Origin of the sequence: Vineibacter terrae (genome assembly GCF_008039615.1) — a bacterium.
In the GTDB taxonomy this organism is placed as follows: Bacteria; Pseudomonadota; Alphaproteobacteria; order Reyranellales; family Reyranellaceae; genus Vineibacter; species Vineibacter terrae.
The window spans coordinates 137,995-161,769 of the sequence record NZ_VDUZ01000012.1 but is presented as its reverse complement, the minus strand read 5'-3'; the positions used below and the strand labels follow the sequence as shown (position 1 = coordinate 161,769).

The 23,775-nt window shown below is 67.9% G+C and carries 23 protein-coding genes; 10 read left to right on the top strand and 13 right to left on the bottom strand.

Annotated features, from left to right (window positions below; translation table 11 throughout):
* The first annotated feature begins 5 nt into the window (after positions 1-5).
* The 4 genes from FHP25_RS13195 to FHP25_RS13180 are packed head-to-tail and all read left to right on the top strand — an operon-like array spanning position 6 to position 3,646.
* Positions 6-1,100 carry an ABC transporter substrate-binding protein gene (locus FHP25_RS13195; protein ID WP_147847395.1) on the top strand — a complete coding sequence of 365 codons (1,095 nt, stop codon included), beginning with the start codon at positions 6-8 and terminating at the stop codon, positions 1,098-1,100.
* A 28-nt stretch (positions 1,101-1,128) separates the two neighbouring features.
* The gene (locus FHP25_RS13190) at positions 1,129-2,235 is read left to right on the top strand and encodes an ABC transporter ATP-binding protein (protein ID WP_147847394.1); all 1,107 of its coding nucleotides are present in this window, start codon (positions 1,129-1,131) and stop codon (positions 2,233-2,235) included.
* Positions 2,232-2,942, top strand: coding sequence for a DUF1028 domain-containing protein (locus tag FHP25_RS13185; RefSeq protein ID WP_178133498.1), 711 nt, complete (start codon positions 2,232-2,234; stop codon positions 2,940-2,942). Before FHP25_RS13190 ends, FHP25_RS13185 begins: the two co-directional genes overlap by 4 nt.
* Before the next feature lie 41 nt (positions 2,943-2,983).
* Positions 2,984-3,646 carry a hypothetical protein gene (locus FHP25_RS13180; RefSeq protein WP_147847392.1) on the top strand — a complete coding sequence of 221 codons (663 nt, stop codon included), beginning with the start codon at positions 2,984-2,986 and terminating at the stop codon, positions 3,644-3,646.
* Positions 3,647-3,741: 95 nt separating this feature from the next.
* Here FHP25_RS13180 and FHP25_RS13175 read toward each other — a convergent pair whose 3' ends face one another.
* Positions 3,742-4,101 carry a hypothetical protein gene (locus FHP25_RS13175; protein ID WP_147847391.1) on the bottom strand — a complete coding sequence of 120 codons (360 nt, stop codon included), beginning with the start codon at positions 4,099-4,101 and terminating at the stop codon, positions 3,742-3,744.
* 313 nt (positions 4,102-4,414) lie between these two features.
* On the opposite strand from FHP25_RS13175, the gene FHP25_RS13170 reads away from it, so the two are divergent.
* The 3 genes from FHP25_RS13170 (at position 4,415) to FHP25_RS13160 (ending at position 8,093) form a co-directional block, all read left to right on the top strand.
* Complete coding sequence (locus tag FHP25_RS13170) at positions 4,415-5,476, top strand: class I SAM-dependent methyltransferase (RefSeq protein ID WP_147847390.1); 1,062 nt, start codon at positions 4,415-4,417, stop codon at positions 5,474-5,476.
* A 383-nt stretch (positions 5,477-5,859) separates the two neighbouring features.
* Positions 5,860-7,452, top strand: a complete 1,593-nt coding sequence (locus FHP25_RS13165) for a pyrroloquinoline quinone-dependent dehydrogenase (protein WP_218578359.1) — start codon at positions 5,860-5,862, stop codon at positions 7,450-7,452.
* A gap of 89 nt (positions 7,453-7,541) precedes the next feature.
* Positions 7,542-8,093 carry a c-type cytochrome gene (locus tag FHP25_RS13160; protein WP_218578358.1) on the top strand — a complete coding sequence of 184 codons (552 nt, stop codon included), beginning with the start codon at positions 7,542-7,544 and terminating at the stop codon, positions 8,091-8,093.
* A gap of 6 nt (positions 8,094-8,099) precedes the next feature.
* Here FHP25_RS13160 and FHP25_RS13155 read toward each other — a convergent pair whose 3' ends face one another.
* The 11 genes from FHP25_RS13155 to FHP25_RS13105 form a co-directional block, all read right to left on the bottom strand.
* Positions 8,100-9,038 carry an ankyrin repeat domain-containing protein gene (locus FHP25_RS13155; RefSeq protein WP_178133497.1) on the bottom strand — a complete coding sequence of 313 codons (939 nt, stop codon included), beginning with the start codon at positions 9,036-9,038 and terminating at the stop codon, positions 8,100-8,102.
* 77 nt (positions 9,039-9,115) lie between these two features.
* Positions 9,116-10,006, bottom strand: coding sequence for a transporter substrate-binding domain-containing protein (locus FHP25_RS13150; RefSeq protein ID WP_178133496.1), 891 nt, complete (start codon positions 10,004-10,006; stop codon positions 9,116-9,118).
* 113 nt (positions 10,007-10,119) lie between these two features.
* Positions 10,120-10,791, bottom strand: a complete 672-nt coding sequence (locus tag FHP25_RS13145; protein WP_147847386.1) for a LutC/YkgG family protein — start codon at positions 10,789-10,791, stop codon at positions 10,120-10,122.
* Positions 10,788-12,215: a LutB/LldF family L-lactate oxidation iron-sulfur protein gene (locus FHP25_RS13140; protein WP_147847385.1), complete on the bottom strand. Its 1,428-nt coding sequence runs from the start codon at positions 12,213-12,215 to the stop codon at positions 10,788-10,790. Before FHP25_RS13140 ends, FHP25_RS13145 begins: the two co-directional genes overlap by 4 nt.
* A 50-nt stretch (positions 12,216-12,265) precedes the next feature.
* On the bottom strand, positions 12,266-13,126 hold the full coding sequence (locus tag FHP25_RS13135; RefSeq protein WP_147847384.1) for a (Fe-S)-binding protein: 861 nt from the start codon (positions 13,124-13,126) through the stop codon (positions 12,266-12,268).
* A 209-nt stretch (positions 13,127-13,335) separates the two neighbouring features.
* On the bottom strand, positions 13,336-14,346 hold the full coding sequence (gene mltA, locus FHP25_RS13130) for a murein transglycosylase A (protein WP_178133495.1): 1,011 nt from the start codon (positions 14,344-14,346) through the stop codon (positions 13,336-13,338).
* A 270-nt stretch (positions 14,347-14,616) separates the two neighbouring features.
* Positions 14,617-15,321: a Tim44/TimA family putative adaptor protein gene (locus FHP25_RS13125; RefSeq protein ID WP_147847382.1), complete on the bottom strand. Its 705-nt coding sequence runs from the start codon at positions 15,319-15,321 to the stop codon at positions 14,617-14,619.
* Positions 15,322-15,467: 146 nt separating this feature from the next.
* On the bottom strand, positions 15,468-16,928 hold the full coding sequence (locus FHP25_RS13120) for an adenylate/guanylate cyclase domain-containing protein (protein ID WP_231712314.1): 1,461 nt from the start codon (positions 16,926-16,928) through the stop codon (positions 15,468-15,470).
* 40 nt (positions 16,929-16,968) lie between these two features.
* Complete coding sequence (locus tag FHP25_RS13115; protein WP_218578357.1) at positions 16,969-17,796, bottom strand: class I SAM-dependent methyltransferase; 828 nt, start codon at positions 17,794-17,796, stop codon at positions 16,969-16,971.
* Positions 17,797-17,893: 97 nt separating this feature from the next.
* Positions 17,894-18,748, bottom strand: a complete 855-nt coding sequence (locus FHP25_RS13110; RefSeq protein WP_218578356.1) for an MBL fold metallo-hydrolase — start codon at positions 18,746-18,748, stop codon at positions 17,894-17,896.
* A gap of 181 nt (positions 18,749-18,929) precedes the next feature.
* Positions 18,930-19,946 carry an NADP-dependent oxidoreductase gene (locus FHP25_RS13105; RefSeq protein ID WP_147847379.1) on the bottom strand — a complete coding sequence of 339 codons (1,017 nt, stop codon included), beginning with the start codon at positions 19,944-19,946 and terminating at the stop codon, positions 18,930-18,932.
* 192 nt (positions 19,947-20,138) lie between these two features.
* Here FHP25_RS13105 and hspQ point away from each other — a divergent pair, with 192 nt between their 5' ends.
* The gene (gene hspQ, locus FHP25_RS13100) at positions 20,139-20,462 is read left to right on the top strand and encodes a heat shock protein HspQ (RefSeq protein ID WP_178133494.1); all 324 of its coding nucleotides are present in this window, start codon (positions 20,139-20,141) and stop codon (positions 20,460-20,462) included.
* A gap of 147 nt (positions 20,463-20,609) precedes the next feature.
* Positions 20,610-21,281 carry a hypothetical protein gene (locus FHP25_RS13095; protein ID WP_147847378.1) on the top strand — a complete coding sequence of 224 codons (672 nt, stop codon included), beginning with the start codon at positions 20,610-20,612 and terminating at the stop codon, positions 21,279-21,281.
* 149 nt (positions 21,282-21,430) lie between these two features.
* On the opposite strand, the gene FHP25_RS13090 is transcribed toward FHP25_RS13095, so the two are convergent.
* Entirely contained in the window at positions 21,431-22,498 is a 1,068-nt protein-coding gene (locus FHP25_RS13090) for a ferritin-like domain-containing protein (protein WP_147847377.1), read from the bottom strand.
* A 238-nt stretch (positions 22,499-22,736) separates the two neighbouring features.
* On the opposite strand from FHP25_RS13090, the gene FHP25_RS13085 reads away from it, so the two are divergent.
* Complete coding sequence (locus tag FHP25_RS13085) at positions 22,737-23,759, top strand: ferredoxin--NADP reductase (protein WP_147847376.1); 1,023 nt, start codon at positions 22,737-22,739, stop codon at positions 23,757-23,759.
* Positions 23,760-23,775: the final 16 nt, after the last annotated feature.

Below are 23,775 nucleotides of genomic sequence, written 5' to 3'. Positions count from 1 at the left end.
CTGACATGCAACGAGAATCGCTCAACCTTCTGCTGCCCCGCGGGATCTCGCGGCGCAAGGTCTTCCAGCTGCTGGGGATGTCCGGCCTGGCGGCCGCGATGCCGGCGGGATTGCGCCCGGCGATGGCCCAGGACAAGTCGCTGGCCCTGTTCACCTGGTCGTCGTGGGGCGAGGCGGGCTTCGCGACCCAGGCCAAGGACCGGCTGGGCATCGACCTGAAGTCGACCTTCTACGCCAGCTCGGACGAGATGATGGCCAAGCTGCGCGGCGGCGGCACCAAGCTCTACGACATGATCGTGCCGGTGCAGAACTATGTCGAGCCGGCAGCCAAGGCAGGGCTGATCGAGCCGCTGAACCCGGCAGCGCTGACCAATGCGAAGGAGATCTTCGAACAGTTCAGCCAGTCGCCGCAATGGCGTGTCGACGGCAAGCTGTACGGAATCCCCTTCGTCTGGGGCGCCAATGCCATGGCCTTCAACCGCAAGGAGACAGGCGAGCTCGACTCGCTCAAGGCGCTGTTCGATCCGAAGTACAAGGGGCGCATAGCCATGCGCGACGAGCCCGAGGACACGCTGGCGGTCGCCGCCCTGCACCTGGGCATCAAGAAACCCTACGCGATGGAGGAGAAGGAGCTCCAGGAGGTCAAGAAGCTGCTGATCTCGCAGAAGCCGCTGGTGCGGGCCTACTGGAAGAACGTGGCCGACGTCCAGAACATGCTGGCCTCGGGCGAGGCGGTCGTCGCGTGGAGCTTCCTGGCGGTGATCGCGCCGTTGCTGAAGGCCGGCGTGGATGTCGGCTGGGTCTGGCCGAAGGAAGGCGCCGTGGGCTGGAGCGAGTCGATCACGGCGGTGAAGGGCACCAAGAAGCTGAAGCTGGTCGAGGAGTACGCCAACTTCACCCTCAGCGCCGAGTACGGCGAGTTCATGGCGCGCACCACACGCTACGCGCCGGCGTCGAAGACCGCCATCGCCAAGCTCGAGCCACAGCTCGTGAAGGATCTCGGCATCGACATCAACAACGTCGACCGCCTCGTCTTCAAGGACATCCCCAAGGACAAGTCCCGCTGGAACGAGGTCTGGAACGAAGTCAAAGCCGCCTGACGCGGCACAGCAGGAGACGGACAGCGCGATGAGCCAGGTCGACGTCGAACTCGAAGCGGTAGTCAAGCGATTCGGTACCTTTACCGCGGTGGACGGCATCGATCTGGCGATCCAGCGGGGTCAGTTCGTCACGCTGCTCGGTCCCAGCGGCTGCGGCAAGACCACCACGCTGCGCATGATCGGCGGCTTCGAGCTGCCCGACTCGGGCCGTATCCTGGTTGCCGGCGAGCCGGTGGCCGCCGATCGTGGCGCCGCCCGGCCGACCCGCATGGTGTTCCAGAACTACGCCCTCTTCCCGCACATGACGGTGGCGCAGAACGTCGCCTTCGGCCTGCGCATGCAGAAGGTGGGCAAGGCAGATATTGAGACGCGTGTCCAGCGCATTGTCGCGCTGCTGGGCCTGGAGGCCCATATCGCCAAGTTCCCGCGGCAGATGTCCGGCGGCCAGCAGCAGCGCGTCGCCCTGGCGCGTGCCCTGGTGACGCAGCCGCGTGTGCTGCTGCTCGACGAGCCGCTGGGCGCGCTCGACCTCAAGATGCGCAAGCACATGCAGAACGAGCTGAAGAAGCTGCAACGCGACGTCGGCATCACCTTCGTCTACGTGACCCATGACCAGGAAGAGGCCATGAACCTCTCCGACACCATTGTGGTGATGGACCACGGCCGCATCGTGCAGCAGGGCCCGGCGGTCGAGATCTACCAGAACCCCGCCACCGCGTATGTCGCCGACTTCATCGGCGAGGCCAATCTGCTGGCTGGTACATGCTGTGGCGGTGATGGCGCCACGGCCGTCGCGGCATCGGCGCTGGGCCCGCTGCGCGGCCTGCTGCCGGCGGCCCATCGGCCGGCCCCGGGCGACCCGGTCCTGCTGTCGATCCGGCCGGAGCATGTCGTTGTCGGCACGGATGCAGCAGCGCTCGATTTCAACCATGCCGGCGTCCTGACGGAAACCGCCTATCTCGGCGGCACATCGCGCCTCACCGTCACGGCCGCCGGCATCGCCGTCCGGGCCGATGTGTCCGGCCACGCCATGCCGGCACCGGGCACCACCGTCACCTTCGGATGGGCTGCCACCGACATGCGGGTCCTGCAACACGACGATCGCTTCACGACCACCGGAGAAACCACACCATGACCTTCACCATCGTGGCCCGCGAAAAGGAGAGCGGCCTGCTGGGCATCGCGCAGTCGACCAACCCGTTATCGGTCGGCGCCCGCTGCCCGTTCATCCGGGCCAATGTCGGGGCCGTCAGCACGCAGGCCTATACCGATCCTGGCCTCGGACCGCTGGCGATCGAGCTTCTGAGCCTGGGCTATGCGCCGGAGAAGGTGATGGCGGAGATCGGCGCCAGCGATGCCGGCTTCGCTTATCGACAGATCGGCATGGTCGACCGGCATGGTCGGGTGGCGGTCCATACCGGCGCGGAAGCCAAGCAGCACAAGGGTGCCCTGACCGGCGACGGCTATGTCGTGATGGGCAACCTGCTGGGCTCCGCGCAGGTGCTGCCCGACATGGAGCGTGCGTGGCGCGACAGCGCCGGTGAGCTGTTCGAGGAGCGGTTGATGCGGGTCATCACCGCCGGCCGCGACGCAGGCGGGGACGCTGGCGGCCATCGCTCCGCCTGCCTGATCGTCTACGATACCGAGCCCTATGGGCGCACCGACCTGCGCGTCGACTTCGCGCCCAAGCGGGCCGGCGAACCCGATGCAGTCGACCTGCTGCGCCGTGCGTTCGACCAGTACAAGCCGATGATCCCCTACTACAAGGTGCGGCCACACAACCCGTCGATGATCGGCTGGATCGACTGGCTGAAGACCCAGGGCATCGATTTCAAGGATTGACACCGGTGTTCCATCGGGGGAACGCGCGGATATAGTGCGACATGCGCATCCGTCCCCCGACTGCCGAGCGGCTCGGCCTTTCACCATCGCAATACAGGACTCTCAAGCGGCTCAAGACGCCGGAACGCATCCAGGACTTCGTCGCGGCGCTGCCGACGAACTTCGAGCTGGGGGGCGACACCGCGCTGTCAGTCCGCGAGACGCTGCGTCACGGCCACGCCCATTGCCTGGAGGGCGCCTTCGTCGCCGCCTGCGCCTTGTGGATCGCAGGCCAGCCGCCGCTGCTGATGGACCTGCAGGCCGATGACACCGACGACGATCATGTCGTGACCCTGTTCCGCCAGGGCGGCCACTGGGGTGCGATCTCCAAGAGCAACCATATCTGGCTGCGCTGGCGCGACCCGATCCACCGCTCGCTGCGCGAGCTGGCGTTGTCGTATTTCCATGAGTACGTGCTGAAGGACCGCAAGACGCTGCGCACCTACTCGCGCCCGTATGACCTGCGCCGCATCGATCCGCGTCGGTGGGTCGGCCGCGACGACAATTGCTTCGACGTCGCCGACTGGATCGACAACAGCCGCCATTATCGGCTGATCACGCTGGCCCAGGCCCGCCGCCTGCGCCGGCGCGACGCGATGGAGGTCAAGGCCGGGCAGATGCTCCAATACACCGCCCCCGACGCGCGCAGCGCGGTGAAGTACTGAGCCGTCCCGGGCGCAGCGAGGGATGCCGGGGCGGCGCCTGGATCCTCGCCACGCTCGGGATGACGGGAGGGCGTGCGATCGCGCGACCAGGCGCCTCAGCGCTTCCGGGTCTGGCTGGCCGGTTGCGGAGGCAGGACGCGGGACTGGCACTGGTTGGCCACCTTGCTCACGCGCTGCACGGCCTCGCTCTTGTAGTTCTTAGCCGCCCAGTCCCGATCGGCCTGCATCGCCACCTCAAGCGGAACGCTGGTCTGCGATTCCTGGACGATGCAGGTGCAATAGGACGGGCACAGGCCCTGGCGCGCTTTGTAAAGCTCGTTGGTCTTGCACGAGGCTACGCAGGAATTGATCCACTGATCGGCGAACTGCGACGGATAGGGCTGCTGCGCCTGTGCCAGACCAGCGCCGGCAAGCGCCAGCGCGAACGCCAACCAAGCTGACCGAAGAGGCTTCATGGTCTCCTCCTGAGTTGTCCAAACCGTGCGACTTGGAAACGCTCGTGCGCAATCGTGTCCTGAATGTGTCAACGTCCGATCCGGGGGAGTGTTCCGTCCTTGGTGACGGCCCGATAGTGGCGGCATCACGACCATCTGCGGACGCGGGTGCCGCAACTGGCGTCCGCGCCCTGGGGGCAGCCCGCTTTCGTGCCGTCGCGCTCCACCTGCTCGGACCAAATGGCCGCCTCAGGCGCGGCCTTGACGCCGGCCGGGCGCCGCCTACGGTGCGAGCGCCGCCGGTGATCCGGCGGACGCCACTGGGGAGCACAGCATGACCACCGAGCCGGCCACGGGCGCAGCACCGCAGGCACGCACCGCAGAGCAGCAGGCCGCGCTGGTGTGGAGCCACATCCGCGGCTTCCACGCCACGCATCTGATGGCCACCGGCATCGAGGCCGGTCTGTTCAACGGCATCGACAAGCGCGGCACGGCAACGCCGGCGCAGCTTGCCGCCGACCTCGGCCTGCATGCGCCCTACGTGACGACCTGGTGCCGCACGGCCTGCGCCTACGAGCTGCTCGACGCCGACGGGCCGCAGGCGTTCCGGCTGGCGCCCTTCATGCGCGAGATACTCGTGGCATCCGGCGATCCGCGTCATATCGGAGCCTACGTGACGGTGATGCAACGCTTCGGCGGGCCCGATCTCGCCGACCACGCGCGCCTCTATCGCACCGGCGGCGTCTTCACCTTCCAGCAGCATGGACGCGATTTCTCCGACCTGATCGCCGACACCACCGGCGGCCTGCAGACGTTCGTGGCGCGCCGGCTGCTGCCGGGCGTGCCCGGCGTGCGGGAGCGGCTCGAGGCCGGCTGCCATCTGCTCGATGTCGGCTGCGGCGCCGGCGGACTGATGATGCGCATCGCGCAGGCGTGGCCGAAGGTGCGCTGCCACGGCGTCGACGTCGATGCGCATGGCATCGCCGCGGCGCGCGCGCGGATCGCCGGCGCCGGCCTCGCCGAACGCGTGACGGTTGCCCAGGTCGGTGGCGAGGCCGCGCAGGACGATCAGGCCTTCGACGTCGCCACCATGTTCGAGGTGCTGCATGAGATCCCGGTCGCGGACCGCGCCGGCGTGCTGGCCCAGACATTCCGGGCGCTGAAGCCCGGCGGCATCCTCTTCGTCCTCGACGAGACCTATCCGTCGACGCATGCCGATCTGCGCAAGCCCGACCATGCCTTCTCGGTGCAGACGGGCTACAACGAGCTGACCTGGGGCAACGTCGTGCCGACCCGCGAAGAGCAGGAAGCGCTCCTGACCGGCGCCGGCTTCCGCGACATCGAACGCACGATGGTGGCCGGCATGTTCACGACGCTGACCGCGCGCAAGCCCTGAGCCTGGAATCGCAGGTCGCTGACACACCCGTCATCCCGAGCGCAGCGAGGGATGACGGGATGGCCCAGACTTTGGCTTGACAGGCCTTGCGGCGGCGCCCACGCTTTTTGCATTCAAGCTTGCATAGTCTTCGCATTGTCCCCTGCTGCGTGCCTTCCGGGCGAGGCTGTTCGCCGCGATCCCGGACGCAGGCGCGCTCACGTCGCAGGCAGCACGCACGGCGTCCGCGCAACGAGCTCGCATAGTTCCCTGGTGCATGAACTACGGGGAGGATTCACATGGCTCGACTTGGGAGATTTGCCGCGATCGGCACCGCATTCGCGCTCGCGGTCGTTTGCACGGCATCCGCGCAAGAGGTGAAGACCGCCGCGAAGTACGGCGACATGTCCACCGTGACTCAGGACCTGCTCAACCGCGCCGGCGGTGACGGCAACAACTTCCTCCACACCAACGGCGACTACAACCAGCTTCGCTTCTATCCCAACCGGCAGATCAACGTGTCCAACGTCGCGCGGCTGCGTCCGGCATGGATCTTCCAGACGGAGGTCAAGGAATCGCTCGAGACCACCCCGATCATCGTGAACGGGGTCATGTACGTCACGACGTCGTACAACCACGTCTATGCGCTCGATGCGCGCACCGGCGAGGAGCTATGGCACTACAAGCAGAAGCTTGGGCCCATAACGACCTATTGCTGCGGCCCGAACAACCGCGGCGTCGCCGTGCACGGCGACATGGTCTACATGGGGACCCTCGACGCCAAGCTCGTCGCGCTTGAAGCCAAGACCGGCAAGCTCGTGTGGCAGGCCGACATCGCCGACCCGGAACTCGGCTACAGCGAGACGATGGCGCCGACCGCCGTCAACGGCAAGATCCTCATCGGGACGAACGGCGGCGAGTACGGCATCCGCGGCTTCGTGAAGGCCTTTGATGCCAAGTCCGGCAAGCTGCTGTGGACCTTCTACACGATCCCGGAAAACTCGGTCGGCGTATGGGCTGAGAAGGACGCGACCGGGCGCCATATGCTCCGCGATATCGCGGCCGAGAAGGCGCAGCTTGCACAGACCGGCGATCCGTACAAGACGCTGGGCGGCGGCGTGTGGCAGAACCCGGCGGTCGACCTGGCGCTGAACCGCATCTTCTTCATGGTGGGCAATCCGTCACCCGACCTCGACGGCTCGCTGCGCCCGGGCGACAACCTCTACACCAACTCGCTGGTCTCGGTGAATCTCGATACCGGGCAATATGTCTGCCACTTCCAGTACATCGCCCATGATGTGTGGGACCTCGATGCGGTCAGCCCTCCCATCCTCGTGGATGTGCGCAACAGCCAGGGACAGGTCGTCCCCGGCGTGCTGCATGCCGGCAAGACCGGCCATGTCTATGTCCATAATCGCAACGATTGCAGCCTGATCCGCTTCTCTGAGGCGATGGTGCCGCAGGAGAACATGTGGGTGCTGCCGACGAAGGAAGGCGCGCGCATGCTGCCCGGCGCCAATGGCGGCGTCGAGTGGTCGCCGATGGCCGTGAACCCCGGCCTCGGACTCACCTACGCCATCAACCTGCACCAGCCGATGACCTACCACGTCGAGAGCTCGCCCTATCCGCAGGGCAAGCTGTGGCTGGGCGGGGCCTTCAAGGTGATCCCGGCCGAGGAGCAATGGGGCAACATCACCGCGGTCGACTACAACACCGGCAAGATCCGCTGGCAGGTGAAGACACCGCAGCCGATGATCGGTGGCGTTCTCGCCACGGCCGGCGGCCTTGTCTTCACCGGCGAGGGCAACGGTCTCTTCAAGGCCTATGATGCGGAGACCGGGGCGACGCTGTGGAAGTTCCAGGCGGGCGCCGGGGTCAACGCACCGCCGTCGTCCTATACCGTCGATGGCAAGCAGTACATCGTGGTCGGCGCGGGCGGCAACGTGCAGCTCGACTACAAGCGCGGCAACTCGATCATCGCCTTCACGGTCGATTGATGGCGGGGTTGCTTTGGCCATGCCTGCCTGGCGCTGATGCCCCGTCGCGCCACGGGACCGCTGGACGGTCCCGTGGCGTGCGCGCTGCCGTGCTGGCTACCACGCTGATGGTGCTGTGCCAGGCGTCGCGCGCCGACCCGATCGAGGAGAAGGTGCAGCTCTGCAACGCCTGCCACGGCGAGAACGGCATTCCGCAGGACGTGCAGACGCCGGTGATCTGGGGCCAGCATCAGGGCTATCTCTATCTGCAGCTGCGCGATTACAAGCGCGGCACCCGCAAGAGCGATCCGATGTCGACCATCGCCGAGACGCTGGAGCGTGACGAGATGATGGCGCTGGCAGAATACTTCGCCGGCAAGCCATGGCCCAGGCTGGGCCAGCCGTCCGCATCGGATGCCGTCGCAGCGCAGGCGCAGCGCGCCAATGTCGCCGTCAACTGCACCGGCTGTCACCTCGGCGCCTACCAGGGAGACGGCACGCAGCCGCGTCTTGCCGGGCAGCGCCGCGAGTACCTCGTCAAGTCGATGATCGAGTTCCGCACGCGCACCCGGGGCAACAATCCGGGCATGTCGGACCTCATGCTGTCGATCTCGGAGGAGGCCATCGCCGCCTGCGCGGAATACCTCGCGGGGCTGCAATGAGCACGTTCATCTCTTCTGAAGCGTCGCGCGGATGCTCTCGGTCGAGGCGAGGTCGATAGCGCTCCTGCCGCTGGCATCCGTGAGGCTGCGGTCGGCGCCGCGGGCGAGCAAAAGACCGACGATCGCGGCGTGCCCCCGCTCGGCGGCAATCATCAGCGCCGTGCGACCGCGGTTGTCGGCGGCATCGAGCAATGCGCCCCGCTCGATGAGCAGCGCCACCACCGCTTCGCCGTTCGCAGCGCTGGCGCTGTCGGCGTATCCAGCCGCCCACATCAACGCCGTAAGGTCGTTGCCGTAGCGCGCGTTGACGTCGACACCAGCCGCCAGCAGGCGGCGCACCAGCGGCACGGCGCCGACCGCCGCCGCATAGAGGATCGGCGCCTTGCCGGTCGCGTCCACCACGCCGGGGTCGGCACCATGCGCCAGCAGCACCGCGACGACGTCATCGGCGCCTTTGAAGGCCGCCGCGGCGAGCGGGGTCACGCCGGCACGTCCCGCCAGATTGGGGTCGGCGCCCCGTTCGAGGAGCCGGCTCACGACGGCGATCCGGCCGTTCTCGGCCGCGAAATAGAGCGCCGTCGCGCCGACAAGGTTGCGGGCGTTGATGTGCGCGCCATGCTCCAGCAGCAGCTCGACGAGCGCGAGCTGCCCGAAGCGCGCGGCACGCGCCAGGGGCGTGCCGCCGAGCCGATCACGCGACTCGACCGAAGCGCCCATGGCCAGCAGGCGGCGGGCCAAGGTCATGCAGCCCCCTTCCGCAGCCGAGAACAGCGCGAGGTTGACCTGCACGGAGGAGACATCCGACTTGATCTGCTCGAAGCGCTGCTCGAGCTCGCGGCATGCCGCGGTATCCTCGTCTGCGGACACGGGCGCGGCGGCAACCAGCACAGCGGCCAGCGCGGCAGCGACGCAGCCATGGCGAGAGAGGAGGAGGCCGGCGATCATCGGCGACATCCTTCCACGCGGCGGATCGGCCGTCGAGGCCCGCCGGGCGGGCGCCACTGGAGCGGCGCGTTCCCGGCTCAGTAGATCGGGAACGGGAAATACTTGTCGGCGACCTTCTTGTAGGTGCCGTCGGCGATCAGCTCGGCCAGCGCCTTGTTGAAGGCCTCGCGCAGCTTGGAATCGCCCTTGCGGAAGCCGGCACCGACGCCTTCGCCCAGCGTGCGCGTGTCCTTGATGTCCTGGCCGAAGAAGGCGCAGCAGGATCCTTCGGCCGTGCCCAGCCACTTCCACAGCGAGACCTTGTCGCCCAGCACGGCATCGAGCTTGCCGGCCGCGAGCTCGCGGCGCGCGTCCTCGCCCGATGGGAACTGGCGCAGCCTGATGGTCTTGCGGAACATGCGCTCGAGATAGTCTGCGAACGTGGTGGCGCGCTGCGTGCCGACGGTCTTGCCCCGCAGCAGGATCGGCGCGCCGTCCGGCACCGCGGCGTCCTTGCCGGTCACGAAGGCGGCGGGCGTGGTGTAGTAGCGGCGGCTGAAGGCGATGTGCTTGCGGCGCTCCGCGGTGATCAGCAACGAGGCCATGGCGATGTCGTAGCGCTTGTCGAGCAGGCCGGGGATGATGTCGTCCCATTTCGCCGCCACGACCTTGCACTCGATCTTGGCGCGCTGGCAGATCGCGTTGGCGAGATCGACCTCGAAGCCCGCCGGCTTGCCTTGCGCATCGAGCGTGTTGAAAGGCGGGAAGCTGCCCTCGGTGACCACGGTCGCCTTGGGCGTCGTCGGCGCGGCCGGCGCCGGCTTCTGGGCCGGCTTGGTCTTGGACGACGGCGCGGCGCGGGGCCGCTGCGGCTGGCTGGGTGTCGTCTGGGCAGCGGCGACTGCCGGCGCCGCCATCAGCGCGCCAGCCAGCAGGCCGACTGTCAATTCTCGGGCGCGGGCGATACGCAGCAGGAACTGGACAAGCATGGTGGTTGGATCAACGATCCGGTGCCCCAGGTCAAGCCCCGGCGCGATCGCCGACGGGACCGGCCTTGCGCGCCACGACATTCACCAGCATCGCTCGGCGCCCGCTTCCCGCATCAGTCGCCAACGAGCAGGATGTGCAGGCGCCGCGGCCCATGCGCACCCAGCTCGAGCTGCTGCTCGATGTCGCCGGTGCGCGACGGCCCGGTCACGGTGCACACGGTGCGTGGCATCACGCCCTCACCATAGCGCGCCCGCAGGCGATCGAACACCTCTTCCATCGGCCCCACCACATCGGCTTCGCGCAGAACGGCGACATGGGTTTCGGGCAGCAGGTGGATCGAGGTGGGATGCGCCGGGCCCGACGCGAGCACCAGGGTGCCGGTCTCGGCGATGCCGGCCAGCGCCCCGGTGATCGCCACGCGATCGGCATCCAGCGGCAGGCCGCGCCGCAGCTCCAGCAATGGCCGGCCGCCCCAGTCGTAGCGGTCGAGCGCAGGGTCCGGCGCCATCACGGCACGGGCCGGCAAGTTGTTGGACGTCAAATAGTCCGCGACCGCCTGGGGCACCTCCGCCGCCGCGACCCGCGCGACCGTGGCGTGGTTGAACGTGGCCCAGTGCTCGAATGTCCGCAGGCGCTCGTCCGGCGTGCCTGCCGCGCGCGCCGGCACGATGTTGACCGGATGCTGGCGCAGCCGCGCCTCGGCCGCCTCGCGCGCGGCGCCCGACAGGGCATCGCGCTTCAGCGAGCGGCGGATGGTGCCCAGGATCTGCTCGCGTCCGCTCATCGCCGGGCTCCGCCGCGGGCCTTCCACTGGGCGTGGAACGTGCCACCCGCCTGGGGCGCGGGGAAGTCGCGATGCCGCGTCCAACCGCGCGCCAGCGGCAGCCAGCCATAGCGGCCGTCGGCGCGGCCGAACAGGGCCAGCATGCGGTTGGCGATGCCGGTGGCGCGGCGATAGAGCTGCGGCCGACGCGCCAGGAACGCCCAGAGCGCCAGGCCCTGGCGCACCGATGCCGGCGTCAGGTGACGCTCGAACTCGCGCTCGCGCCAGTGCCGCATCAGCTTGGGCAACGGGATGCGCACCGGGCACACGCTCTCGCAGCGGCCGCAGAAGGTCGAGGCGTTGGGCAGGTTGCCGGCTTCCTCCACCCCCACCAGCTGCGGCGTCAGCACAGCGCCGATCGGCCCCGGATAGACCCAGCCATAGGCGTGGCCGCCGATGGCGCCATAGACGGGGCAGTGGTTCATGCAGGCGCCGCAGCGGATGCAGCGCAGCATGTCCTGCATCTGCGTGCCCAGCACGCTGCTGCGGCCGTTGTCGAGCAGCACCACGTGGTATTCCGCCGGACCGTCCGGATCATCGGGCCGCCGGGGGCCGGTGTTGAAGGTGGTGTAGCTGGCGCTCTCCTGGCCGGTGGCGGAGCGCGCCAGCACCCGCAGCAGGGTCGCGGCATCCTCCAGCGTCGGGATCACCTTCTCGATGCTGGCGATCACCACATGCACGCGCGGCAGGGTGTTGGTGAGATCGGCGTTGCCCTCGTTGGTGACCAGCATCGAGCTGCCGGTCTCGGCGACCAGGAAGTTGGCGCCGGTGATGCCGACATCGGCTTCCAGGAAGCGGCGGCGCAGCACCTGGCGCGCCTCGGCGACGAGGTCGTTGCGCTCGGTCAGCCGCTTGTCGAAGCCGAGCTTGCGGTGATGCTCCAGGAACGTGTCGGCGACCTGGTCCTTGGTCAGGTGCACGGCCGGCGCGATGATGTGGCTGGGCGGCTCGCGGCGCAGCTGGATGATGTACTCGCCCAGATCGGTCTCGACCGGCTCGATGCCATGGGCCTCGAGGTGGTCGTTGAGCGCGATCTCCTCGGCGATCATCGACTTCGACTTGGTGACGGTGCGCGCGCCGGCCCGGCGGCAGATGTCGAGCACGGCGGCACGCGCATCCGCGGCGGTCGGCGCCCAGTGCACATGGCCACCGAGCGCCGTCACCTTGGCCTCGAACGCCTCCAGATAGAAATCGAGATGGGCCAGGGCGTGATTCTTGATGTCGCGCGCGCGGTCCCGCAGCGCCTCGAACTCCGGCAGCCGTTCTGCCGCCTGGCGGCGGCGCTCGGAGAAGCCGACCTTCAGGATGGCGAGCGACTGCTGCAGGTTGTCGTCGACCAGCGCGTGGCCGACATTCGCCTTGAAGGCATGGGCGGTGGACTGCATCGCTTGCTCTTTCGGTGTCGTCTTGTTTCAGACCGCGCGTCCACGCGCGCTCATGATCCGGCGCTTGTGCGCCGGTGCGCGCGTGGACGCGCGCGGTCCGAAACAGGCGCTTCTGTCCTCTCCGGCTCGCCGATGGCGGGGAGGTCGCCCATGCCGGCCAGCACCTCGGCGGCATGACGCACGCGCACGGCCTTGCCCTCACGCTGCAGCTTGCCGGCCATGTTCATCAGGCAACCGAGATCGCCGGCCAGCAAGGTATCGGCGCCGGTCCCGGCGATGTCCGCGGTCTTGTCGATCAGCATGGCGTTGGAGATGTCGGGGTACTTGACGCAGAACGTGCCGCCGAAGCCGCAGCACACTTCCGGATTGGTCATCTCCGCCAGCTTCAGGCCGGCGACCCCGGCCAGCAGCGTCCTGGGCTGCGCCTTGATGCCGAGCTCGCGCAAGCCCGAGCACGAATCGTGGTAGGTGACGGTGGCGTCACAGCGCGCCGCGACGCGGCGCACGCCCAGCACGTCGACCAGGAACGACATCAGCTCGTGGGTCCTGGCGGCCAACGCCTCGGCGCGCTGCCGCATGGGCCGATCGTCGTCGAACAAGCCCGGGAAATGATGCGCGATCATGCCGCCGCAGGAACCCGAGGGCACGACGACATGGTCGAAGCCCTCGAACGCGGCGATCACCTGCCGCGCCACCGCGCGCGCATCGCCGCGGTCGCCGGAGTTGTAGGCCGGCTGGCCGCAGCAGGTCTGCACGTCCGGCACCACCACGCGGCAGCCCGCGTCCTCGAGCAGCTTCACGGCGGCAAACCCGACCGACGGCCGGAACATGTCGACGAGGCAGGTGACGAACAGGCCCACGGTCTTGCCGCGGCCGGGCGCATGCGATGACGGTTCGGAAACAGTGCTCATGGCGTGGGATGCAGATGGATCGACCATCCGCACAATGGCCGGCGCAGCACATTGAAGCAACGGTGGCGATCGTCGCGCTCAATCGGCTGGGAGCGCGCCACTCCAGTGGCGCCCCGGCGCGTAGCGCCGGGTCAACAGCAGCAATGTCAGGCATGAACCGGGCCGTTGGCCCGGGGCGCCACTGGAGTGGCGCGCTCCCGGCGGCGGCGTCAGCTCTTCTTCGGGACCAGGAGCCACCAGCGGCCGGAGCTGTTCATGCGGCCCGCCGTGTCGGCGGCGGCCGAGCCGGCGCCGAAGAAGACGTCACCGCGCACGGGACCCTTGATCGCCGCGCCCGTGTCCTGGGCCACCATCAGCCGCCGGAACGTCATGGTCTCGCCGGGCTTGTTCGGCGCCGGCCGGGTGGTGTCGATATAGATCGGCATGCCATAGGGCACGAAGGCAGGATCGACCGCCATCGACCGGCCCGATGTCAGCGCCACGCCCTGCGCGCCCACGGCACCCGACCTGCCGGTGTCCTTGAAGAACACGTAGCGATCGTTCTTGCGCATGATCTCGCGGGCGCGATTGGGGTTCTTCTGCAGCCAGGCGCGGATTCCGGGCCATGTCGCCTCGTCCGGCTTCAACGCGCCCTCGTCCACCAGCACCTTGGCCAGGGCGGTGTAGGTGCGGTTGTTGGTGCCGTCGAAGCCCAGGCGCATCACACCGCCTTCGGCCAGCGCAATGCGGCCCGAGCCCTGAACATGCATCTCGAACAGGCCGATCATGTCCTCGACATAGGCGAGCTCGAGGCCCCGGCCGCGCAGCGCGCCGTTCTCGATCTCGGTGCGCGTCAGGTAGGGCTTGTCGTTCTGAAGATCGGGCGGCCGGCGATAGACCGGAATGGTGAAGCGCCGGCTCGGCACCCGGCTGCCCTTGATCTCGGGCTCGTAGTAGCCGGTGAAGCGTCCGTCGCTGTCGGGACCGGCCACGGCCAGCACATCGAAGTAGCGCTCGAAATAGGCGCGGGCGCCGCGGTGGTTGTCGCGTGCCACGGCCTCGGCGGCGGTGCAGACCCGGCGCCACTGCTCGGCTGTCGTGTGGTACTCGCCGCTATCCATGCGGATGCGCGTGCCTTCGCCGCTCACCAGGCGCGGACAGGACCGCCGCAAGGCGCCGATCGTCTCGGCCTGGGCGTCCTGCTGCCAGCCCGGCAAGTCATCGAAGCTTGCGACCGTCAAGCTGGGACGGCGTGCGCTTTCGGTCGTCCCGCCAGCGCACCCTGCAAGCGCCAGAGCCATGATGGTGAAGACCTTCGCAGCGCACCCAAACCTGCGGGCCCCTGCTCCCACGACGATTTTTTTCTTGTTCATCGAATTGATCCTAAAGCAAACCGCGCGACATACAACCCGCGCCGCAGGTTAAGGGGAAACCGGGATCGTGGCGATGTCGGGGCAGATCGCCCCCTGGCGTCATGCAGCGGCGCCCGGGACGGGCGCCGGACGCCTCGGCTATTCGGATGCCGTGCGCACCAGAAGCCAATTGGGGTCGTTGGAGCGCGTGTCGCGCGCGAACGTCCACAGGTCGGTGACCCGCTCGACCGTGTTCGGATTGCCTTCGACGGCCAGGCCGTCGACGTCGCGCGTCACGTTGACCTGCTCGGTGACGAAGCGCACCGTGACCAGGGCGCGCGAGCCTTCCATCTCGGCCTGCACGATCTCGGTCGACAGGAAGCCGACCAGGTTCGTCTCCAGCGTCCGCTGCTGGGCCATCCGGTCACGGATCGCGGAATCGAAGCTGGCGAAGGTGGTGGGGTCCAGCAACGTGCGCAGCGTGGCGGCATCGCCCTTGGCGAAGGCGCCGACGATCATCTCGAAGGCGCCGCGGGCGCCGCCGCCGAAGCCGATCGGATCGAATGCCGGGTCGGCGGCGCGGATGCGCGCCACCCCGTCATTCGCGGCCGGTGACACGACGACGGGCGCGCCGCCTTCGGCGGCAGCCGGCCGCTCCGGCTGCCGCGGCAGGGACACGACATTGCCATTGCCGTTGTCACGGCGCGGCTCGTTGGTGGGAAAAGGCGGCGCCGACGGCGGCGTGAACGGATCCTGGGTCGGCGGCCGCTGCTCGTTGCCGGTACGGCGACCCAGTACAGAACGCAGCCGCAACACGAGGAATACGGCGACCAATGCGATCAGGATGATATCGATATTGCCCACGGGTACCCCCGGATCGAACCGGCCCCGAGCCGTCTCTCGTTACATAAGGGGTGGGCGGGCAAAGGGCAAGGACACGACCGCTCGCCGCGAAAATCGGGCAAGATCAAGGCATCCGGGGCCGATCCCGAAATGTGCTCGAAATCCGATCATGGCGTGATGACCACAAGATCGACAGGTGCCGCAACCCCGTCGACCTGCCGCGCCGCGCGCCTCTCGCGCACGGCCGGCGGCACATAGCCCTGGCTCACCGCCCGGTCGTACGTTGCTGCATCGCACAGCGCGCGCACGTTCTCCGCCTTGGTGTGCTTCTCGAGCTTGGCAGCCCGGTTCACGGCGTCGCCGATGACCGTGTACTCGAGCCGGTCGCCATCGCCGACCGCCCCGAAGATGACCCGCCCGGAGGCCAGCGCCATGCCGACACGCATCGGCGGCAGGCCCTGCCCCGTCCGCTCGGCGTTCCATGCCGCGACCGCCGCCGCGACGGCATCGGCGGCGCGCAAGGCATCGGCCGCGTCGGTGCCGCTTGGCTGCGCCGCGCCGAACGAACTGAGAATCCCGTCGCCCAGGTACTTGTCAATGCTGCCGCCGGCAGCCCTGATCGCGGGGCAGACGCGGGCCTGGTAGTCCTGCAGCAGCTTCACGACCGAGTCGGGGGCCATCGTCGCCGACAAGCCCGAGAACGCGCGCAGATCCGTGGTGAGGATGGTGACGTCGCGCAGCTCGCCTTCCCCGGCGGCGATCCTCAGCTCGCTGCGACGGATGCGATCAGCGACCTCGGGCGCCAGGAACCGCGACAGATCCTGGGCCGCGATGCGCTCGGCCACGGCCCGCACCAGCAGGCGCCGCGCCCGCGTGATCGCCAGCGCCAGGATCGAGGTCACCAGGAGGACGGCGACGATCTTGTCGACCTCGGCGCCGATCAGCGTCGCGTTCGAGGTCAGGTACTCGGTGTAGTCATGCGTCACGTTGGGCGGGCCACCATGACCGCTGAGCACGATCAGCAGCAGGATCGCCCAGCCCAGCGCTCCCATCGCGCCGGCGAACAGCACGTAGCGCGCCTCGAAGCGCAGCGCACGCAGGGCGATGAAGATGAAGACGTACATGAAGGTCGGCGCCTTCAGGTAGAAGGCGGCCGTCTGGGCGTATTTCAGGTGGAAGCTCCAGATCACCGCCATCAGCAGCGCCATGTCGCTGATCGCCGACGCATAGAGCATCCAGGGCGTCAACCGGCGACGCAACGCCAGGATCAGGCGCAGCAGCGTCACGACGGCATAGATGCCCAGGACGCCGAACACGAACTCGACATGGTCGGCGGCATCGCGCAGGCCGGCCAGCCCGACATGCGCCAGGTCGATGCCCAGCAGGCCGGCGACGAGATCGAAAGCCGCCGCCAGGGTCACCGGCTGGATCTGGCCCTGGGCCATGGGCGCCGCGCCGTACAGGGTCGCGAAGAAGCCGATCGCCAGCAGCTGCGCCACGCTGACCATGATCTCGCTGCGATCCTGCTGGGCGCGGATCGTGTCGAGCACACGCGCCGGCAGCCCGTCGTCGGGCGCATCACCCATGAGCCAGCGGCGCAGCCGGCCAAGACGCATAGCGGCAGCCATGGAACATCCTAGCATCCCGGCGCGCAGCCGCCGGGCGCCGTCACACCTTGCGCAGCCACAGGCTGGTCGGAAAGCCTTCAGGGTGCCGCGGCAGCGTCGCCGCGACCGACGTCGAGAGGCGCTCCGCCAGCCGCGTGCGCGCGAAGTGGCCGGCAAACAGCGGCTTGTAGGCGGCGTCGACAAGCAGCGGGACGACCGCGAGCTGCTCGTTGTAGTTCCGCCACGCCCACTGCGCGGGATAGTCATCCGGCAGCAGGATGTCGTGGATATGCACGATGGTGCCGGCCGGCAGGTCGGGCAGCACGCGGTTGAACAGCAGGTCGACGTCGCTGCCCGGCATCAGGATGTGGCTCGAGTCGATGAACAGCACGTCGCCCGCCGCCAGGCTCGCGAGCACAGCGCGATCGGCACGATGCACCGTGCCGCGCACCACGCGGACGCCGGGAAGGCCGGCGATCTCGGCACGCGGCGCCGGGTCGACGGCAACGATCTCGCCGCCCCGGCCGCCGTCGGCCAGCGCGCGCGCCAGGAAGCGCGTCGAGTGTCCCGACCCGACCTCGACGATGCGCCGCGGCTCGAGATGACGCACCAGCGCGTACGCCGCGCAGGCATCCAGGGTCGGGAACCACGCCTGATCAAAGCGCGGCGGGCGGCCCGCTCCGGCCGGCGCGTCGCCAGCGGCGATCGCACGCAACGGCTCGGCCAGGGCGTCGATGCGATCGATCACCGCCACAAACGCGCTGCGCTCGGCGTCGAACAGACGCTCGACCGCGACGTAGGGCGGAGATGCGCCGGCCGGCGGCAGCGTGTCGGCATAGCGATAGGGGATGAACCAGCCGGCACGGCGCCAGCCCGTGACGGTCGCCATGCCCAGACGCATCCGTCTCCACGTCTCGCGCGGCGTCATGGCGAAGGCTCAGCCCGTCATGGGGTGCGCAGCCGGACGCGGCGATGAGAAAGGACCATCACGGCGCGATCACCATGCCTTCGCGCGCAACGACGGCGCGCGGCTGACCGTTCTTGGCCGTGCCCGGCCGCGCCGCCTGGGCATCGCGTTCGACACCGTCCATGAACGCATCGTCGTGCGAGGGGTCGTGATGGAAGATCACCAGGCTTCCGACATTGGCCGCATCGGCGACCCGGATGCCTTCCTGCCATGTCGAGTGGCCCCAGCCGCGATACGAAGGATACTCCGCATCGGTGTAGGTGCTGTCGTAGATCATCACGTCGGCGTCGCGGCACAGCTCGACCACCACGGGATCGGGCGGGCCGCCGCGATGCTCGGTGTCGGTGATGTAGCAGATCGCCTTGCCGCCATGCTCGATGCGATAGCCGGTGGCGCCGTTGGGATGGTTCAGCGGCGCCGTGCGCAGACGCACGCCGGCCGCCGGCCGCAACGTCTCGCCGCTGCGGAAGTCCCGGAACTCGACCTTGGCGACGAAGATATCGAGCGTCACGGGATAGAGCGGCGCCATCATGAGCTGCTTGACGACATCGACCAGCCGCAGGATCGGCGCGAGATGCCCGGCCCACAGCCGCACCTTGTTCTCGCGCGTGTACAGCGGCTTGAAGAAGGTAAGCCCGCAGATATGGTCGAAATGCGTGTGCGTGAAGAAAATGTCGACGTCGAGCTTGTCGGCGGAGCACAGCGTGTCGCCCAGCGGCCGCAGGCCGGTGCCGGCATCAAAGATCAGACGCCGCCCGCCCGCCGTCACTTCAAGGCACGAGGTGTTGCCGCCGTAGCGCACATATTGCGGCCCGGCGCAGGCGATCGATCCGCGCACACCCCAGAACTTGACCGCCAAATCACTCGCCAACACGGCTCTCCTTGCGGCACCGCCCGCACCCGGGCGGCCCCGACACCATCATAGTAGAATTCCGGCGGCTACCAGAGTCAGGCCGGAAAGCGGCGTTTGTGCCCGACCTGCGCGGGCCACCGCTGTGCCCGACACGGCAATACCTCGCCCTGCTTCCACTGGATTTTCGAGCGATCTCGTGCCGTCACTCGATTTCGATCAGCAACTTACCCTGATTCTCACCACGGTATAGCATGGCGATCGCGTCGGGTGCCGACGCTAAGCCCTTCAATACATGCTCCTGGTAGCGAAGCTGTCCATCACGCACCCAGGCCGCCAGCGCCTGAACAGCCTCATCGTACCGGTCCATCCAGTCGAACAGCAGAAAGCCCTCGGCCCGCGCCCGCTTCACCAGCAGATGCCGCTCGATGCGCGGGCCCGATGGCCACGGCTCCCAGCTGGCGATCGATGCGGTGCCGCAGATCACCACCCGCGCCCGCACCGCCAGCCGGGACAGCACCGCATCGCTGATCGGTCCACTCGTATTGTCGAAATAGACGTCGACGCCACGCGGGCATGCCGCATCCAGGGCCGCGGCCAGGTCGCCGGCCTTGTAGTCGATGGCGGCATCGAAGCCGAATATTTCACGGCATTGCCGCACCTTGTCGGCACCGCCGGCGATGCCGACAGTGCGGCAGCCCTTGAGCCGCGCGATCTGGCCAACGGCCGAGCCCACGGCGCCGGCGGCGGTCGAGACCACCACCGTATCGCCCGGTCTGGGTTGGCCGACACCCAGCAGCCCCCAGTAGGCGGTGACGCCGTTGAGGCCGAGCACGCCCAAGGCGGCCGACAGAGGCAGATCGTCATGCGGAATCGCGCGGGCTGTCTGGGCATCGACGACGGCATATTGCTGCCAGCCGAACATCCCGGTGACCAGATCACCGGCCTTGAAGAGCCGGCTCGCCGAGGCGATCACCTCGCCCGCGGCGAAGGACCGCATGACCTCGCCGACCGGCACCGGCGGCGCATAGTTGGCCGCCACGTTGACCCAGCCCCGCATCGCAGGGTCGACCGACAGATAGCGGTTTCGCACCAATACCTGACCGTCGGCCGGCTCCGGAACCGAGACCGCCTCGAGCGCGAAGTGCGCTGCTTGCGGGATGCCGACAGGCCGCGCCGCCAGCACCACACGCCTGTTCTCGAGATTGCGCGGTGTCGGCACGGTCCTTGCTCCCCTCCACTGCGCGAAAGCATCCAGGTTGAGTGCGAAAATCCGGGATTCGTTGCATTTACCCCCAAATCGGGAGCAAAATATATGCGCGCACAAGGTCCGGACGCCCCGATGGCGCCCTATGCCGATGGATCTCCGGGGTGGACGCACGGCGATCGCGCAGCGTATCGCGGGGATGCAATCATGAAAACCGCCAAGTTCGGGATCGGTCAGGTGGTCAAACACCGGATCTACCCGTTCCGGGGTGTGATCTTCGATATCGACCCGGTATTTGCCAATACCGAGGATTGGCTGCTGTCGATCCCGGAAGAAGTGCGCCCGCGGCGCGACCAACCGTTCTACCACCTGCTGGCCGAGAATGCGCAGACGACCTATGTCGCCTATGTCTCGGAGCAGAACCTGCTGCCCGACCGCAGCGGCAAGCCGGTCGGCCACCCTCAGATCGGGGAGCTGTTCGCGGATTTCCACGGCTCCCACTATGATCCCCGCCATATCCGCGCACATTGAACGCAGGATCACGACCGGGCGAGGCGTCTTTCGACCCCAGCCGGGATCAGGTGGCTCAAGGCCCGCGCGGCACCTTGGTGATGGACAAACCCCGTCCCTTCCCGCACCTATATCGTATTGCGCGAAAGTCAGGTGCAGGAGTGGTAGATGCGGCGGCTCATCGGGGTGGCGTTCGGTACGGCTTCGCTCCTGGCATTGAGCTCAACGGGAACATTGGCGCAGATACCGCCGGAATGGCCGGGCGCGGCCCGTGCCGTGCTGAGCGAGCTGGAGAAGGGCTCGCCCATGGCCGAGCGCCCGTTCAAGGACGAGGCGCGCCAGGGCTGGACGCTGGCGCGCAAATGGCGGCTGCACAACAACCGCAACACCGAGATCGTGATGGCCGAGTACCTGGCCATGGTGACCCTGTGCCGCTGGTCGGGCTGCGCCAAGGACACGGTGGCCGGCAAGTCGATCCCGGCCCGCGCCAACGACGTGAAGGCCGAGAAGAAGCGCTACGCCGACACCTACGCCATGGTCGACGCATCGTTCGCCTGGCTCAACGAGCTGAACGGCCCGGGGACCGAGGCGGCGAAGAAGAACGCGGCGCTGTGGGCCAAGGACAAGGACGTCTCGGCGGCCGATTTCGCCATCTCCAACATCTACGCGCTGGGCTGGCTGCTGGCCCGCGAGCAGCCCGACGCGCATCGTCAGGCGATGATGATGGGAATCTTCGGCCTGTTCGTGAATGAAAAGGCGTGGATCGGCGATCGCTGCCTGGACATCAGCAAGGTCGCCACGATCCTCGACGCGCCGCCGAAGGTGGAGAGCTGCGAGTAACATTCCTCTCCCGCAAGCGGGAGAGGAAGGGGCCTATCGCGAAGCGATGGGAAGGTGAGGGCCGACAGACAAGGCGCCTCGTCCTTGGCCCCTCACCCGCCGGGTGCTGCGCACCCGTCGACCTCTCCCGCATGCGGGAGAGGTAAGAGTTATTGCGCTGCGATCGCGTCGGTCACGAAACGCTTCTTGTCGAAGTCGTCGGCGACCTTGCCGTCGTTGGCGAGGATCGCCGAGGCGTCGATCTTGGCGTACTCCATCACGCCCATGTCGATCAGCGCCTTCTGCACCTTGGGACCGAACAGGCCGATATCCTTGAGGATCGGCACGATGCGCGTGAACAGCCGCGTGCGGAACGCCTGCATGACGCCGGAATTGAAGGCGTATTCCATCAGCTTGTCGACCGGCAGGCCCGAGCGCATCCAGACCTCGGCCTGGTTGAAGCGGTCGCGCATGAAGTAGAGCGCCTCGACGCAGAACTCCTCGCGCTGCGCGCGCTCATGATCGCTGAGCTGCGGGTAGTAGTCGCGCAACGCCAGGCGGCCGAAGGTGACGTGCCGCGCCTCGTCCTGCATGACGTAGGCGTTGACCGCGGCCGAGAGGTTGTTCTTGGCCTGGTCGCGAATGCGCTGGAAGGCGGCCAGCGCCAGGCCTTCGATCAGCACCTGCATGCCGAGATAGGTCATGTCCCAGCGGCTGTCGGTCAGCGTCTGCTCGAGCAGGTTCTTCAGCGACTCCGTGATCGGATACGCCATCTTGAACTTCTCGTGGATCAGCCGCTTGTAGACCTCGACATGGCGCGCCTCGTCCATCACCTGGGTGGCGGCGTAGAACTTGGCGTTCATGTCGGGCACGGTGTTCACGATCTTGGCGGTCGCGATCAGCGCGCCCTGCTCGCCGTGCATGAACTGGCAGATCGTATGCGACGCCAGGTTCCAGCGCAGCCAGACCTTCTCCTTCTCCGTCATCTTGTCCCAGAACGGCGAGCCGTAGATCGGGATCGACTCGTCGGACATCCCCATCGGGTTGTCCTCCTGCAGCTCCTGCGTCCAGTCGAGCCGGTCCGTGGCGTTCCACTGCTGCTGCTTGCCCTTTTCGTAGAGGTTCAGCAGCTCGGCCGAGCCGTCCTCGTACTCCCAGGTGAAGTGCATCTCGGTCTTGCCGTCGAATTTCCATTCAGTGATGTCGACGGGCAGCTCATAGATCTTGGTCGAAGTCATGCTGCGGCCTCCTGCGGGGTCACGACTGTCGCGCGACGCCCCGTGCGAGACCGGTAGAACACCGGCCTGGGCCGCCGCTTCCTCTCCAGCGAACGGAAAATTATGACGCTCCGTTCATTTTTCTCGGCGGAAGCTAGCATGTTCTGCTAGCACTGTCAGCCCGGAATCGCGCATAAGGCGGGCCGTGCCGGCGCGGAACCCGCCGCGCCCTGAAACGCGTCCGACGACGGGAGCCTCGATGTCGTACCACAAGCTGCGTATCGCCCGCATCGTGCAGGAAACCCCGGATGCCCGATCCTTCGTGCTGGCCGTGCCCTCCGAGCTGGCCGACCGCTTCCACTATCGGGCCGGCCAGTTCCTGACCTTCCGGGTGCCGCATCCCGAGGGCACCGTGGCGCGCTGCTATTCGCTTTCGAGCGCGCCGGAGACGGACGGCGAGGCCAAGGTCACGGTCAAGCGCGTCGACGGCGGCCGCGGCTCGAACTGGTTCCACGACACGCTGACGGAAGGCGCCACGCTCGATGTGATGGCGCCCGCCGGGCGCTTCGTGCTGAACGGCAGCGCCGCGCCGCTGCTGCTGCTTGCCGGCGGCAGCGGGGTCACGCCGGTGATGTCGCTGATCAAGTCGGCGCTCAGGACCACCGGCCGCCGTATCCGGCTGTTCTATGCCAACCGCGACGCGCAATCGGTGATCTTCAAGGCCGAGCTCGAGGCCCTGGCGCGCGCCCATCCCGACCGGCTGGAGGTGATCCATCATCTCGATGCCGAGCAGGGGCTGACGACGGCCGCCGAGATCACGCAGGCGCTGGCGGGGTTCGAACCGGCGGAGGCCTATCTCTGCGGCCCCGGGCCGTTCATGACCCTGGTCGAGGAGACGCTGCTGAAGTCGGGCATGCCGCGCAACCGCGTGCTGATCGAGCGCTTCGAGGCCTCGGGCAACGACGCCGTGCCGATGGCGCCGCCCGAGGACGGCGACGTCGTGCCCGATGCGATCACGATCCATTTCGAGGGCAAGGTGCACCGCGTGCCCTACCGCAAGGGCCTGTCGATCCTCAACGCGGCGCGCGAAGCCGGCCTGTCGCCCAACTCGGCCTGCGAGGAAGGCTTCTGCGCCTCGTGCGCGGCCAAGAAGATCAAGGGCAAGATCGTGCTGGCCAACAACGACATCTACACCGAGGAGGATCTCGCCAGCGGCTGGATCCTCACATGCCAGGGGCATGCGTTCGGCGAAGAGGTCGAGATCACGTACGACGTGGTGTAGCAGCGCACGCGCACTG